This window comes from Sporosarcina sp. FSL W8-0480, from assembly GCF_037963765.1.
Classification (GTDB): domain Bacteria; phylum Bacillota; class Bacilli; order Bacillales_A; family Planococcaceae; genus Sporosarcina.
Genome location: NZ_CP150166.1, coordinates 2,083,888 through 2,098,230, shown reverse-complemented (window position 1 = coordinate 2,098,230; position 14,343 = coordinate 2,083,888). Strand labels below are relative to the sequence as shown.

The 14,343-nt window shown below is 40.5% G+C and carries 16 protein-coding genes; 4 read left to right on the top strand and 12 right to left on the bottom strand.

Annotated features, from left to right (window positions below):
* Positions 1-15: 15 nt before the first annotated feature.
* From NSQ43_RS10905 to NSQ43_RS10885, 5 genes are all read right to left on the bottom strand, one after another.
* Complete coding sequence (locus NSQ43_RS10905) at positions 16-2,181, bottom strand: YheC/YheD family protein (RefSeq protein WP_339250115.1); 2,166 nt, start codon at positions 2,179-2,181, stop codon at positions 16-18.
* Between the two features lie 89 nt (positions 2,182-2,270).
* The gene (locus NSQ43_RS10900; RefSeq protein ID WP_339250113.1) at positions 2,271-2,681 is read right to left on the bottom strand and encodes a CotY/CotZ family spore coat protein; all 411 of its coding nucleotides are present in this window, start codon (positions 2,679-2,681) and stop codon (positions 2,271-2,273) included.
* A 36-nt stretch (positions 2,682-2,717) separates the two neighbouring features.
* Complete coding sequence (locus NSQ43_RS10895; RefSeq protein WP_339250111.1) at positions 2,718-3,914, bottom strand: ATP-grasp domain-containing protein; 1,197 nt, start codon at positions 3,912-3,914, stop codon at positions 2,718-2,720.
* Between the two features lie 94 nt (positions 3,915-4,008).
* Positions 4,009-4,326 carry a hypothetical protein gene (locus NSQ43_RS10890; RefSeq protein ID WP_339250109.1) on the bottom strand — a complete coding sequence of 106 codons (318 nt, stop codon included), beginning with the start codon at positions 4,324-4,326 and terminating at the stop codon, positions 4,009-4,011.
* A complete protein-coding gene (locus NSQ43_RS10885; RefSeq protein WP_339250107.1) occupies positions 4,326-4,751 on the bottom strand; it encodes a thioesterase family protein in 426 nt (141 codons plus the stop codon). The genes NSQ43_RS10890 and NSQ43_RS10885 overlap by 1 nt, the downstream gene beginning before the upstream one ends.
* 129 nt (positions 4,752-4,880) lie before the next feature.
* Between NSQ43_RS10885 and NSQ43_RS10880 the strand changes: the two genes are divergently transcribed.
* Complete coding sequence (locus NSQ43_RS10880) at positions 4,881-5,570, top strand: hypothetical protein (RefSeq protein ID WP_339250105.1); 690 nt, start codon at positions 4,881-4,883, stop codon at positions 5,568-5,570.
* A 44-nt stretch (positions 5,571-5,614) separates the two neighbouring features.
* Here NSQ43_RS10880 and thrS read toward each other — a convergent pair whose 3' ends face one another.
* From thrS to acnA, 3 genes are all read right to left on the bottom strand, one after another.
* Complete coding sequence (thrS, locus tag NSQ43_RS10875) at positions 5,615-6,811, bottom strand: threonine--tRNA ligase (RefSeq protein WP_339250103.1); 1,197 nt, start codon at positions 6,809-6,811, stop codon at positions 5,615-5,617.
* A 213-nt stretch (positions 6,812-7,024) separates the two neighbouring features.
* Positions 7,025-7,219, bottom strand: a complete 195-nt coding sequence (locus NSQ43_RS10870; RefSeq protein WP_339250101.1) for a hypothetical protein — start codon at positions 7,217-7,219, stop codon at positions 7,025-7,027.
* Between the two features lie 231 nt (positions 7,220-7,450).
* Positions 7,451-10,165 (bottom strand): aconitate hydratase AcnA, encoded by a 2,715-nt coding sequence (acnA, locus tag NSQ43_RS10865; protein ID WP_339250099.1) that lies wholly within the window; start codon positions 10,163-10,165, stop codon positions 7,451-7,453.
* Between the two features lie 190 nt (positions 10,166-10,355).
* Between acnA and NSQ43_RS10860 the strand changes: the two genes are divergently transcribed.
* Together NSQ43_RS10860 and NSQ43_RS10855 are read left to right on the top strand one after the other, a co-directional pair.
* On the top strand, positions 10,356-10,910 hold the full coding sequence (locus NSQ43_RS10860; RefSeq protein ID WP_339254881.1) for an isochorismatase family cysteine hydrolase: 555 nt from the start codon (positions 10,356-10,358) through the stop codon (positions 10,908-10,910).
* Positions 10,911-11,020: 110 nt separating this feature from the next.
* A complete protein-coding gene (locus NSQ43_RS10855; RefSeq protein WP_301244905.1) occupies positions 11,021-11,275 on the top strand; it encodes a GlsB/YeaQ/YmgE family stress response membrane protein in 255 nt (84 codons plus the stop codon).
* Positions 11,276-11,326: 51 nt separating this feature from the next.
* On the opposite strand, the gene NSQ43_RS10850 is transcribed toward NSQ43_RS10855, so the two are convergent.
* Together NSQ43_RS10850 and NSQ43_RS10845 are read right to left on the bottom strand one after the other, a co-directional pair.
* Positions 11,327-11,989, bottom strand: a complete 663-nt coding sequence (locus NSQ43_RS10850; RefSeq protein WP_339250093.1) for a lytic transglycosylase domain-containing protein — start codon at positions 11,987-11,989, stop codon at positions 11,327-11,329.
* Positions 11,990-12,014: 25 nt separating this feature from the next.
* Positions 12,015-12,608, bottom strand: coding sequence for an SCO family protein (locus NSQ43_RS10845; protein WP_339250091.1), 594 nt, complete (start codon positions 12,606-12,608; stop codon positions 12,015-12,017).
* Positions 12,609-12,845: 237 nt separating this feature from the next.
* Here NSQ43_RS10845 and NSQ43_RS10840 point away from each other — a divergent pair, with 237 nt between their 5' ends.
* Positions 12,846-13,256 (top strand): DUF2621 domain-containing protein, encoded by a 411-nt coding sequence (locus NSQ43_RS10840; RefSeq protein WP_339254879.1) that lies wholly within the window; start codon positions 12,846-12,848, stop codon positions 13,254-13,256.
* Positions 13,257-13,471: 215 nt separating this feature from the next.
* Here NSQ43_RS10840 and NSQ43_RS10835 read toward each other — a convergent pair whose 3' ends face one another.
* Together NSQ43_RS10835 and NSQ43_RS10830 are read right to left on the bottom strand one after the other, a co-directional pair.
* Positions 13,472-13,984: a cytochrome c biogenesis protein CcdC gene (locus NSQ43_RS10835; protein ID WP_339250089.1), complete on the bottom strand. Its 513-nt coding sequence runs from the start codon at positions 13,982-13,984 to the stop codon at positions 13,472-13,474.
* The gene (locus NSQ43_RS10830; RefSeq protein WP_339250087.1) at positions 13,977-14,306 is read right to left on the bottom strand and encodes a thioredoxin family protein; all 330 of its coding nucleotides are present in this window, start codon (positions 14,304-14,306) and stop codon (positions 13,977-13,979) included. Before NSQ43_RS10830 ends, NSQ43_RS10835 begins: the two co-directional genes overlap by 8 nt.
* Positions 14,307-14,343 lie beyond the last annotated feature (37 nt).

Sequence of the window (14,343 nt, the reverse complement as noted above, 5' to 3'; positions counted from 1 at the left end):
AGTCCTCTTTACTATTTAACTATACTTTTTATCTATAAATTTTACCGTTTCGAACATATTGGTCTTGCTTGCCCCTTTGATAAGGATGGTATCGTCTTTCTTAATCAGTTTTGACAATAAATCATGCAGTTTCTCACGATCTGTAAAATGATAGATATTCCGAGCGGGCATTCCTTGCCTTTCCGCTTGGTCCCCGATTTCCTCGGTCCTAAATCCGTATGTGATCAATATGTCAATCCCTTGTTGCTCTATATAATCCCCTAATTTTCGGTACTCCCTTTCCCGAATATCACCCAACTCCCTCATTTGACCGATAATGGCAATAGTTCGATGCTTTGCAAGGTTCTTCAATACATCTAATGCTGCCCGAACGCCTTCAGGATGTGAATGGACCGTATCGTCAATCATTGTAATATTGTCCTTACAATTATAAATCGTCAACCTTCTTGGAGGCTTTTTGAATAGAAGACCGGTCTTGATCTCCATTGGAGAAAATCCTAAATGATCTGCAATTGCAATTGCAGATAACGCGTTATACACATGATGCTCCCCGAATATCGGGATGAACAATTCAATTTCTTCATTTTGCAGTTTCATTTTAAAAGTCATGCCCTGGTCGGTATATTTGACGTCGTATGCTCGATAGTTCGCGTGTCTTTTTATACCGATTGTAATCGTTTTTCCTTTAAAATTCTCCGTCTCTAAAAATCGTGAATTGTCATTATCTCGGTTCAAGCAAAGTACTCCTGATTGATCCATCCCATGTATTAATTCGGATTTTGCTTTTGCCACTCCACGTGGATCGCCATTAAAATTTCCGACATGTGCAAGACCGACGTTTGTTACAATGGACATATTAGGCTGGATAATTTGGCAATGCTCTGTAATGACACCGGGATACGCCATACCATACTCAAGAACGACTGCTTGATGTGAGGAATTGATTTCCGCAGCGTGTTGTTTCGTATGCTCCGTCGTATTCCAATAATCTTTTGACTCAAAGACATTCCATTTTTTCGATAGAATGGACGATAAAAATGCTTTTGTCGTCGTTTTACCTGCACTTCCGGTTATGGCAATAATAGGAGTAGTTTGTTCCTTCTTTGCCCCTCTTCGTTTCGCTTCCCTGATTTTCTGTTTGATGGCTTGTTGATTATTGGCGATATACATTGCATATTGTATCGTATTTTTTACAACATCCAATTCTAAATAGAATGCAGGCGGACAGCCTGGACGCCAGTTCACCTCATAAATCCATAACTTCTGGTCTTGATCCATCCCGATATCAATCCCAATTTCATCAATTACTTCGCCATATTTCTCCATTTGAAGTTCATCCAAATGTTTTGCAAGTGATAGGGAGAAATACTCCAATTTCTTTTTAATATTAAATGCATCATCTTTAAATTCCTGTTCCAAGAATGGCTCCAAATAATTCGTATAGCCGCCACTATTAATATTTGCAATAATTGAACCTTTTGGAGCGACACGTGGATAAATTGTCGTAATTACCCATTCACCTTTGCCGTTTTTTTGAACATGCAATCTGAAGTCAAACACTTGCCCAGATTTTGTGACCGACTGGATATAGGGCTGGATGATGAAAGTACCTTGCGATAATTTCTGTTTAATGAAAGCATTTAATTGTGCAACAGTATAACTTTTATATGTCCCATCGCCTCGCACCGTAAAACGATTACCTTCCTGGATGATGAAAAAGATGCCTTTTCCTTTTCGCCCATCGATCGGTTTAAAGACTACTTTCTCAAATGCGGCAATGAATGTCATGAAATGATCTGAGTTTTTTACGACTTCGGTTGGTATTAGATAACTGGCAAAGTCCTTCGCCTCTTTTAACCTTCGATTGACACTCCATTTATTTCCAATTGAGTAGGTTGTAAATGGGATATCTTTTCTTAACTGGTTGATGATTTCTTTTGATTTTGATAGTTTTTCGGGGCTACCCGCATTGTAGATGACGTTTGGATATGGCATTATTTTTGTTTGCCATTTACCTTTTTCGTACACTTGTCCTCTGATGGTGCGATTGACTAAGTTTACTTCCCCCGGAGAAAAGTAAAAAAAATTCGCACCCTCGGCTTCAGCTACGGCAGCAAATGCATATGCCTTTATAACTGTTTCCGGGTCTTTCCGATGATGTAACATTCCTATTATTGTCATAGTCTATCTCCTTTTTAGTGGCTCTATATAATACATTCATTTGAATGTAGAACGACAAGGACAAGAGTTTACAAAACAGGAATTAGTTTTTAGGTTTTTGATTCGATTATTGGTAGGGGACGGTCAAGCAGGTCTATGGAAAGTGGGGTGAATGCGCAGAAGCAGCAAAGTTCTACGTGGATGCAGTGGGAAGTTTTTTTCAATGTGTATAAATCTTTTTCCGTCATAGCGAGCCGCCCTTTAAAATCGACTGGTTTTAGCAGTCTCAATTGAGCGCAACAACTTGATTCATCAATCTTTTCCAATCTGAAATAAGGCGTAGTTCCACCTTCGATCATCGCAGTAAAATAATCAAAATCTTCACCTGACTGTAGCACGAGTGGAATCGTGTCCTTACATTTGGGCATATGAATAAACTTGAATCCTTTCCCGAAGTGGGAAAGCAATTTCTGCTCTTTTAGAAGCTCTTTCATTTCAACGCAAATGCAGCATTTCGTCATCTATTACCCCTCCCTTTATGTAGGTTGTCATTGCGTTTATATCGGCTCAATATAAAACTTTATACATCTTGCGGCCATTTCTGCCCTTGCCTTAGCTTCAACAGAAGTATTTCCTATAGCCATTACATAGCCATATCGTTGCCCCATCGATATAGGCGGCATTATCAGAGTGCCAATCACAGGTCGTAGATGGATATCGACAATTCCGGTTGATGATGCGGCTTCATGTTCACCTTCAATCCCGAGCAAATACCCATAGTTATGGAGTGTAATAAAAGATGTATAGATCGGTTGACATTTTCTTACAAGGAGATCCGGTTCCATTCCGAGATAAAGTTTGACCGTCTCTTTAACAAGATTGACACCAAGTGCCTCATAGATCATTCTGTTCATAGCTCCACCAGAGATTCTTGGATTAATCTCAATCAGCTTCCATCCTTTTTTTGAAAGACGCATTTCAAGATGGCACGCACCATGTTTTAGACCAATTTCACGAAGGATTGAAATGACTGATTTCCATAGATCACGGTAGATGACATTATCCATTTTGATGACGACTTCATATCCCGTTACGATGAATGTATAGTCCATCGATATTTCCTGTTTTATAATCGCGACAATGATAGGCAAACCGTTACAAACAAGCGTTTCAATGACATATTGGTCTCCATCGATAAATTCTTCAATGATTACTGGGTGTTGTGTTGCCATCTTTTTCAGGGCGGCATTTAAGTGCACTTCATTTTCTATTAAATAAACATCTTTTGAACCATTGGAAACCGGTTTTTTCAACACGAAAGGATAGTCCATTGATGAATGAATTAACTGTTTTCCATTGATAACTTTAAATTCACAAGTTGCAGGATGATCTTTTAATACTTCGCGTGTAGTGGATTTATCTTCAAGTATTTGTAAGGCATCGGATGAGATGGAGGAATCGCAATACTCATTGGAAAGTCTTGCGGCTAAAGAGGTATATGGATCTACAAAACTGATGATGGCTTGGAGTGTGTATGTTGTATCTATCAAATATAAAATCTGTTTTCTAATCGTGTCTTCATCCATTACATCCACATAAATCACTTTGTCGATGAAGGGGAAATTGTTTTTATTGTGGATAAACGTCTTGCGGTTTGTAACCAGTATGGTTCCATAGCCCAATCGATTGGCAGCTTCAAATGCATCCAAACTCGATCCGGAAGTCGCGGATCCGATAAATAGAATTGTTTCCATCTCTACTGCACCCACTTCCTCAAGACATTCCCCTACTATTAGTTGTATGCATTAGCGGAGATTCGCTTTAGGCAAAACAAATAAGCATGAAGGGCTATCCCTCATGCTTATCTAGTAAATTAAATCGATGTGCTTGATCAATTAACCCTGCATCAAGTAATGCTTTCAGTTCAATTTTTCCGAACAAATCATAATGGGGATAATCCTTGCGGTGGTCAATCCATTCTGGCTTCAACCCATATGTTTTACCCCATTCAATCAATTTATCAAGATTCGTACATCCCACTTTTGTCACCGTTTTACACCCAGGAAAGCGATCGTCAATCCAGTAATGGGTAAGAAAAGCAATCTCTTCGTTCCGAACTTTTTCTTTCCAAGCTTTCAATTCCGCACGATTGATACCGAACGCCATTAGTCTGTCACCCGGCAGATTTCCATATACTTAGCATCCCATGCAGGATCAATTTTCATCAATGAAACCGGTCTGAAGCTGTCCCTCTTCACTAAAATATGTTCGGAAGTGGCGGTTGCTGCAATGGTACCATTTTCATGCAAAATTTCATAGCCATAAACCGTGCGCAGCTTTCCATGCGACTCAACCCATGTACGCACGGTCGCCTTTTGTCCGTACCGCATAGCAGCCTTATATTGGATGGATAAGTCAATAACCGGAGAAAGATAGCCTTCTGCTTCGAGGCCGGCATATGTAAAGCCTAAATCCTGTATGAGGCTTGTGCGCCCAATTTCCATCCAGACTAAGTAATTCGCGTGATAGACGACCCCCATCTGGTCGGTTTCTGCATATCGAATTTCTATTTCTTTTTCACTGATAAACATGTCATCACCTCTCTTGAACATTATACAAAAGAGAGGTGATTATTGCTGATTGGGGAACTGCTATTCAATACGAAAGAAATAATCCAAAGTATTTTGATCATACTAAACCAAACAGTAATGAGGTGTTATATGAATCGGGTGTTAGTATGTTGCGTAGCAGCCTGTTTGATAGTACTTATGATAAAACCAGTAAAGTCCATGTCCGGTGAAGAAGTTGTTGGGAAAATACCGGAAGCATATATCTATTTATATGCGACTGAGAGAGAAGGCAATCTGGAGAAATTCCGATTAGAGGCAAATGGAGCTATTCAATACTTCCCGTTTTGGATCAATGTGTCAAATGAGAGCTATTGGCCGCAATTGATTTACAGCGATATTAATCATGATGGAGAAAAAGAATTAATCATCATTTTAACTAAAGGGTATGGTACTGGAACTATTCTTCAAGAGGTTCATGTCCTGCATAATACGGAAACAAATATCGGCAATGTATATAGGGAAATGATTGTTGATAATCCAATGGCGATTCTTTTGAAGAACGTGAAAACGAAGTTGACCAAATCGGTAGCCACTATTACTATTGGAAATGAAAAGACGGTCATAAAAATAGACAAATTAAGGATAGAACCAAAGAATTTATTTTCCGATGTCGTTACAGATAACTTGATACGATTTGAAGTTATTGATAACAAATTGATGGCCATCGTCGGTGCCCAGATCGCACCCGCTGGTGGATATATAGGGAGTTTTCATCTTACGTATGAATTTCAAAATGGACTGTATGAATGTAGGAAAATTGAATTTGTACATTCGGACTAACAAGAGGCTAATAAGGAAAGAGTGCTCATGTCGGCACTCTTTTCTTATTCTACTTTTAATAAGTCTAAGACATCCTCAATGACTAACTGACCAAGGTCACCTTCTTTTCGCTTCCGAACTGAAACCATTTGTTTTTCAACTTCCTGATCACCAACAATCATCATATAAGGAACCTTCTGCTTCTCTGATTCTCTAATTTTCAACCCCATCTTTTCAGCTCGATCGTCCACGTTAACACGGAATCCCTTTGCTGCAAGCCCCTTTTTCACTTCCTGAGCATAAGCAACATGCTTATCTGCAATCGGTATGATTCTTACTTGCTCAGGTGCGAGCCATAATGGGAACTCTCCCGCGTAGTGCTCCACCAAAATTGCAAGGAATCTCTCTACTGATCCGAAAATAGCCCTATGGATAATGATCGGATATTCAAGTTCATTCTTTTCATTAATATATCTGCAATTAAATTTCTCCGGCATTTGGAAATCCAGTTGCACAGTTCCACATTGCCAACTCCGTCCTAATGAATCCAATATATGAAAATCAATTTTCGGACCATAAAACGCGCCATCTCCTTCGTTAATACGATAAGCCACTCCCCGCTGTTTCAACACATCTTCCAATGACTGTTCCGCTTCATCCCATAAATCGATGGAGCCCATAAAATTTTCCGGTCTTGTCGATAATTCGACTTCATAACTGAAACCGAACTCCGAGTAGATATCGTCTATCAAATCCAATACACTATCGACTTCCCGTTGAATTTGATCTTTCCGGACAAATAGATGTGCATCGTCTTGTGTAAATGCACGTACTCGCAATAGTCCATTCAAAGAGCCTGATAATTCATGGCGATGCACTAAACCTAATTCTGCATAACGGATCGGTATTTCCCGGTAACTTCTTCGTTTGTGATTAAAAATCAGCATCGCACCCGGACAATTCATCGGTTTCAATGCATACTGCTGTTCATCCACATCCGAAAAATACATGTTCTCATGATAGTGATCCCAATGACCGGATTGTTCCCATAATCCTTGCTTCATCATGATCGGTGTTTTAATCTCTTCATAGCCTGCTTCCTCATGCTTCCGTTTCCAAAATTGCTCCAACTCATTCCGTAAAACCATCCCTTTTGGTAAATAAAACGGCATGCCCGGCGCTTCTTCTGACGACATGAACAATTCAAGTTCTTGACCTAATTTTCGATGGTTCCTTTTTTCAATCTCCAGTTGTACTGACATTGTAATTCCTCCTATTAATTAGTCTTATATAAATAAAAAACCGCATTCTTCCCTCAGTAAAGGGACGAATGCGGTCGTGGTGCCACCCAAATTTCGCCATGCTTAAAAAGCGCAGCGCTCAACTGATAACGGTCTCCCGATCATAGTTTCCTGCATATGCAGTCCCCTACGATAGCTCAAAGGTGGTAAATCAATTATTCCGCTACAGGACTTTCAGCCGTGATCCTGTTCTCTGGCAAAACTTCCGAATTGATTCATGTCCTTCTCAACACTGATATTAAAATAAAAAAAGACCGCATTCTCCCCAATATAGGGACGAATGCGGTCGTGGTGCCACCCAAATTTCGCCATGCTTAAAAAGCTCGGCGCTTCAATCGATAACGGTCTCCCGATCATAGTTTCCTGCAATACGCAGTCCCCTATGATAGCTTAAAGGTGGTAAATCAATTCATCCGCTACAGGACTTCCAGCCAAGGCCCTGTTCTCTGGTAAAGCTTTCGAAATGATTCATGTCCTTCTCATAGCTCGTTTATAGAAACTTAATTGTATTGTATTATATGTTAGCTTTTGTGATCCGTCAACACTGAATTTTAGTATGTAAAAAAGCGTCCGATGTAATCGGACGCTTTTAAAATAATATTAGTTATTCTTCATTTTATCACGAAGAACCATTTGAAGGATTCCGCCGTGACGGTAGTAGTCGATTTCAACTTCAGAGTCGAAACGAGCCAATACGTCGAATTCTTTTACAGAGCCGTCTTTTGAAGTTGCTGTCACTTTCAGGATATCGCGTGGTTTTACGCCTTCCGCGATGTTTACGCTGATTTCTTCTTCGCCTGTTAGACCAAGTGTTTCAGCGCTTTCCCCATTCAAGAATTGAAGTGGAAGAACACCCATCATGACAAGGTTCGAACGGTGGATACGCTCATAACTTTCCGCGATAACTGTTTTGATACCTAATAGTGAAGTACCTTTTGCAGCCCAGTCACGTGAAGAGCCCATACCATAATCCTTACCTGCAAGAATTGCAAGACCTGTTCCATCTTCCTGATAACGCATAGCTGCGTCATAGATTGGGCAGATTTCTTTCGTCGGCCAGTAAGTAGTGAAGCCACCTTCTGTACCTTTTGCAATTTGGTTACGGATACGGATGTTCGCGAATGTACCGCGCATCATTACTTCATGGTTACCACGGCGGGAACCGTATGAATTGAAGTAACGTGGCTCTACGCCGCGTTCGCGCAAGTATTTACCAGCTGGCGTATCTTTACCGATTGCGCCCGCAGGTGAAATATGGTCAGTCGTGATCGAATCACCGAACTTACCGATTACACGAAGTCCGGAAAGAGCTTCGATATCAGCAGGCTCTTTTGATAAGCCTTCGAAGAACGGTGGGTTTTGGATATACGTCGAGTTTTCATCGAAGTCATATAATGAATCATCAGTTGTCTCGATTGCATTCCAAGCTTCGTTTTCTGTGAATACGCGAGCATATTCTTTACGGAAAAGATCAGGTGTTACAGTTGCTTTAACAACTTCCTTCACTTCTTCCGATGTTGGCCAGATATCTTTGAAGTATACGTCTGTGCCGTCTTTTGCTTTACCGATTGGATCTTTTTCGAAGTCGATATCGACAGTTCCAGCAAGTGCATAAGCAACAACAAGTGGCGGTGAAGCCAAGTAGTTCGCTTTCACAAGTGGGTGGATACGTCCTTCAAAGTTACGGTTACCAGAAAGTACTGAAGAAACTAATAGGTCGTTTTCTGTAATCGTTTTTTCGATTTCAGGAAGAAGTGGACCGGAGTTTCCGATACATGTTGTACATCCGTAACCAACTGTGTTGAATCCGATTTGATCCAAGTATTTGGAAAGACCTGAGTCCTCAAGGTAGCCAGTAACGACTTTTGAACCTGGTGCAAGTGAAGTTTTCACGTATGCAGGAGGTGTAAGTCCTTTTTCAACAGCTTTCTTCGCAACAAGTCCAGCACCTAACATAACGTATGGGTTGGAAGTGTTCGTACAAGAAGTGATAGCTGCGATTGCAAGGTCGCCTGTTTTCATGCCGACAGTACGGCCGTCTGCAAACTCAACTGTAGCTTTCTTTTCGAATTCCTTCGGAGTAAGACCGAAGCCTTGGTTTCCTTCAGGAGCTACAACGGAATCTTTGAAAGAGCGTTGTAGTTCTGTTAGTGGAATCATATCTTGCGGACGTTTCGGACCAGCAAGGTTCGCTTCGATTTTAGTTAAATCGATCTCAATCACTTCTGTGTAAGTAGGTTCTTCATTATCCGGTGTGAAGAACATATCGTTTTCTTCAAGATATTTCTTAACGACTTGGATATGGTCTTCTTCACGTCCTGTTAAACGCATGTAGTCAAGTGACTCCTCGTCAACTGGGAAGAAACCACAAGTTGCACCGTATTCAGGAGCCATGTTTGCGATTGTCGCACGGTCAGCAAGTGGTAATTTAGAAACGCCAGGTCCGAAGAACTCAACGAATTTACCAACAACTCCATGTGCACGAAGTGTTTGAGTCACTTTAAGTGCAAGGTCAGTTGCGGTTGTTCCGTTCGGAAGTTCGCCAACAAGTTTAACACCGATAACTTCAGGAATCGGGAAATATGAAGGTTGGCCAAGCATACCTGCTTCGGCTTCGATACCACCTACACCCCATCCAAGAACACCGATACCGTTGATCATTGTTGTATGAGAGTCTGTACCAACAAGTGTATCTGGATATGTTTCGAATGTTCCATCTTCGTTTTCGATTGCATGGACTACGCTTGCAAGATACTCAAGGTTAACTTGGTGAACGATACCTGTTGCTGGAGGAACAGCACGATAGTTATCGTACGCTTTTTGTGCCCAGCTTAGGAATTGATAACGCTCAGCGTTACGTTCGAATTCAAGTTCCATGTTCAGGCGAAGTGCATCTGCTGAACCGTAACGGTCAACTTGTACCGAGTGGTCGATAACAAGATCTACTGGAATTTCCGGATTGATTTTGTTCGGGTCTCCACCCATTTCAGCCATTGCTGAACGAAGGGATGCAAGGTCAACGACAACTGGAACTCCAGTGAAGTCTTGTAAGATAACGCGTGATGGTTTGAAAGGAACTTCAGCGTCCTTATCAGCGTCCTTGCCCCATTTTGCCAAGTTTTCAACGTGTTCGTCTTTGATCACATAGCCGTCATGTTGGCGCAAGACGGACTCAAGTAGCACTTTTACTGAATAAGGTAGTTTAGAAACGTTCGCAACGCCTGCTTCTTCAAGAGCTTTCAGTTGGTAATAGTTATATGTCTTACCATTCAGCTCGAAAGATTTGCGGCTATTGTGCAAATTGCTTTTTGCCATTTGTAACTCCTCCTTTTTCGACTGAAAAGGCCGTAAATAAGCATCTTTTCTCTACTCCATCATAGTACACCTACGTTCATAAGTAAAATACTTAATATTTATAGTCTTACATAAGAAAATGTAATGACCTTTTTCTTACTGAAATTTTTCTTAAGGTGTGTCATGATAGGAGTATAGACAATTGGAAAGGGTGAGGATATTGGAAAAAGCATTATTGGTGATTGATTATACTTATGATTTTGTTGCGGAAGATGGAGCTCTTACATGCGGTCAGCCGGGTATTGATTTGGAGGATTATATTACAGATTTGACAAGAAAATTTTTGGATGATGGGGAGCTTGTCATCATACCTGTGGATGTACATGAAAAAGATGATTCATTTCATCCTGAAACTAAATTATTTCCTCCACATAATATTAGAGGGACACAAGGACGAGAACTATTTGGCACTCTCCACACATTGTATGAGGAAAGAAAAAATGAAATTTTATGGATAGACAAGACACGATACAGTGCATTCACTGGTACTGACCTTGAACTGCAATTGCGCGCACGTGGCATAAAGGAATTGCATTTGGTCGGTGTGTGTACGGATATATGCATCCTCCATACTTCTGTTGATGCTTACAATAAAGGGTTCGACATTGTTGTCCATGAAAAAGGGGTTGCAAGCTTTAATCCTGCGGGTCATGAGTGGGCGTTAGGCCATTTTGAAAATTCATTGGGTGCTACAGTTATCCGCTAATCCATTCCTTTTTAGTAATTTTTTCGCCTAAAATGTTTGACGTATCGAAATATCGGATATTCATATACTACAGAGGCAATCATGAATTACTAAAAAGGAGATGAAGTATAATGAGCTTTATTTGGTTTTTAATTATCGGTGGAGTTATCGGTTGGCTTGCTGGTCTAATTTTAGGAAAAGATATTCCAGGCGGTATTATTGGTAATATTATTGCAGGTATCGTCGGTGCGTGGGTTGGTGGAATGCTTCTTGGCCAATGGGGACCACGCGTATCTGATTTTTACATCATCCCCGCCTTATTAGGAGCGTTAATCCTTGTGTTTATTGTGAGCCTCATTATGAAATCGATGCGCAGAGCATCTTAAATGTCAAAGCAAAAATAAAAAGAGCGTCGAGTTTTCTCCTCGATGCTCTTTTTATTTTTCATCTTTTCTTTGGTTTTCAAATTCATTGTAAAACCACATAACATCCTCTACGTATTTATCACTACGGTTATAAAGGAAAATAGCTTCTTTTATCTTACCCTCTGCCGCCCCACTTCTTGATAAATAATTAGCGGCACTGAAAATTGCATCTTCAATGTCAAAAGGATCTGCTATCCCATCGCCATTTGCATCTACGCCATACCCGCCGTGCTGTTTGATGATTGCTGGATTGGTTTTATCTTTTTCAGGGATATCACCTTTTCCAAGACCTTCACATCCCGGATAGCTCCAACCGACAAATGTGCATGGCATGAATTGCATATGACCTTCCGCTCCCACTGGCGATAATAAGGGATCCATCGTCGAGAAGCGGGTCTCAATCCGATGATGCGCTGCAAGTAGTGTCCACGGAACACCGTATTCCTCAGCGGCAGCCTTATAAATTGGAATATATTCCTCAGGAATTACAGTCGCGGTATGCCTATCTTGAAATTCAAGTAAAGTACTCGCTGATTTCTTCAAAACGTTTGGGTTTTGTATACCTGTCCAAACAATTGCAGAAAGAGTAAAGGTGACTACAGCTACAGGGGTCAGTAAAACAATCATGAATAGTTTCGTTTTTATTGATAACCCCTTTTTTTTCTTCTTTTTCACTGCACCACCCTTTTCTGTATATCAGTTATGATTTCGGTTCTTCTTTAATAAGTGCCTTAATATCTTTTACCATTTGATCGTACGGTACATCTTCTGCACCGTTATATGTTTTGACAGACACGCCATCTTTATTGACCAAACTAAAGCCAGACCCATGGATGACATCATTAGGTGTCTTCGTTACGAATGTCTTGAATGATCCAATTGCAAGGTTTTCAATTGCTTCCTGGCTATATCCAGTCAACATTTCCCACTTGCTTTGGTCTACTGGATCAAATGCATCCAAGTACTCCTGTAATACTTCTGGTGAATCGAATGCAGGATCTACACTGAAAGAAACGATTTTATAATCTTCAATTCCCTCGTCATGAAGTTGCTTTTGAAGATCTGCCATATTCGCCATCATTGGCAAGCAAACATTATCACAATTCGTAAAGACAAATTGTGCAATCCATACTGTCCCTTTGAGATCGTCCAATGTAACTTGTTCATTATGTTGGTTTGTTGAGTCGAATGACTCAATCTTATACTTGTGATCCGGCTTGAATCCGCCCATTGAACACGCACTCAACACTAACATGAGTGGTAAAATGAATGAAAGAAAAATTTTTTTAGACATAATCAGACTCCTCCACTTTCCATATTTACTTTATCATAGTAGAAGGGTCCATTTCAAACAACCACACTATACTTGCCTTCTTGTCCAATTCTTGACTTTTAAGTGAAGTTCACTTCACTTTTCAATGAAAAAGTGCATTGCACTGTTAATAAGGATACTTTTTCGTGTATTTTTTCCGAAAAGCTTTTATAATGGTGAATAGAATGGAAGAGGTGAAGATAGTTGCAAGATTTCTTTATGTGGTTCATCGTTTTCTGGTGTTTCGTTCTTATCGGTCTTTTTGGGATTGGTGGCTTCTTCATGTTTCGGAAATTTCTCAAGGTATTTCCGAAGGCTGACGGCAAATCTACGCTTGATTGGGAAGAACATTATGTAAATGAATCCCTTCATCTTTGGAATGATGAAGCAAAGGCTATTTTGAATGAACTCGTCAGCCCTGTACCGGAACTGTTCCGTGACGTTGCCAAACAAAAAATCGGTTCTAAAATCGGTCAAATTGCGTTGGAAGACCGCGCGAAAACAATTAGCTTCGACCATATTATCCGTGGATATATCATCGCCACACCTAAGCGCGATCATAAATTTCTGCGCAAGAAATTGGACTCGATGAAGGTTGATTTGACCCCTTATGAGCATTTATTTGAATAATAAAAGAGGCCTTCCACTTGATAAGTTGGAGGCCTCTTTTGTTAAATTAACTAATGTTGCTTTCCGTTCCAGGCAGACGCTTTCCGCGGGCATGGCTTCAGCCTCCTCACTGCGCTTCGCTTCGTTGCGGGGTCTTCAGCTCATGCTATTCCCGCTGGAGTCGCCGCCTTCCACTTCAAACAACGGAATCCTAAGGTACAAATCATTTTATCATTCTACATAGCATTCTTAAGTTTGTAATATTTCACGAGCATCCCTATTCTCCATGGAAGTATCATTGCGAATGCCAAAATCCAAAATATCCCTGCAAGTTCTCCGACATCTATCGTGTTGCTTAATATCAATTTTGCTACGAGGCGGAAAACAAGTAATCCACCTAATATGAACAGAAAAGCCTTCGATTTTTTTACAAATAGCTTTTCTTTTATAACTTCAATATTCGTCGTTTTGATCAATACTAATGAAAATAATAGACCTACGAACACTGATTCCATCACTTGAGGAAATGGCACCCAAAACTCCTCAAATACAAACATAAATGCCCCAGTTGACATGAATAATGGCGGCAAGATGATCCGTTTAGGAGATATTGGTTTTTTAGCTGCCTTCGCCCGTACGAAAAACGCCAACGTTCCCATGAATAAAAAGACTATAGTTGAGCCGACAATTAAGTAAATAGAAGGGATTTCTGTAAAAATATAATCAATGAATTCACGTAACTTAAGCATAGCCCTTTCCCCATTCGACCAATTCAGCCATCCGCTGTTTCAGATCTTCCATCGGAACAAATCTCGCAAACCGTGCTGTTTCTCTCTCTTTATGAAATAAAAGAATAACAGGTGCAGTAAATAACGATAACTGTCCCGCCATTTCAGGTACTTGCGCCACATTCACTTTATAAAAAGGAAACGGATAGTCATCTTCAAGCCCTGCCACTTGCGGGTATAGCCCGTCGCAAACTGAGCAATGATCCGTTTTTACGAATAATAATAATTGAGGTTCAGTTGTTAAAATATCCACCCACTGTTCAAATGACCCGACCTCTTTCATCGGCAACTCCTCCACTTCAATGTAGAACCCACTTTGC